Annotated in this window: 1 protein-coding gene; it reads left to right on the forward strand. The window is 57.5% G+C overall.

Translation table 11 applies throughout. The annotated features are described in order from the left end of the window. Positions 1–116: 116 nt before the first annotated feature. A partial coding sequence (locus EN884_RS38230; RefSeq protein ID WP_128361246.1) for a hypothetical protein occupies positions 117–433 on the forward strand: 317 nt, incomplete at its 3' end.

Below are 433 nucleotides of genomic sequence, written 5' to 3' on the forward strand. Positions count from 1 at the left end.
CCTAATACAGGAGCTTTACTTATCCCCGGAGCGCCCGCCCGCCATTCCCCTACGGCTGGGTAGCGCCATCTGGACTCCAACAAGCAAGAGTCGCATTCTTCGATGGGGAGAGGGTTATGGGCCTCCAAAAACAGAAGCCTGTAAGGCGGCATAGGCGTTCGCTGTTAGAGCAGCGGGCGCTGATCCCGGTTTTGCTTTGCGGTGTTGCCGGGGCAAGCTATCTCATACCGCCGCAAGCCGAACAGCATCCCCTTCCCACAGTGCATCGTCTGGGTAGCCCTAGCTCGCCAAGTGGATGCAACATTAAGGGCAATATCAGCGAAACAGGCGACCGTATCTATCACATGCCAGGTCAGCGCTACTATGACGAAACGGTCGTTAACCCGGCCAAGGGGGAGCGCTGGTTTTGCTCTCAATGGGATGCTTGGTGGGG

This window comes from Mesorhizobium sp. M7A.F.Ca.AU.001.01.1.1, assembly GCF_004022735.1.
Classification (GTDB): Bacteria; Pseudomonadota; Alphaproteobacteria; order Rhizobiales; family Rhizobiaceae; genus Mesorhizobium; species Mesorhizobium ciceri.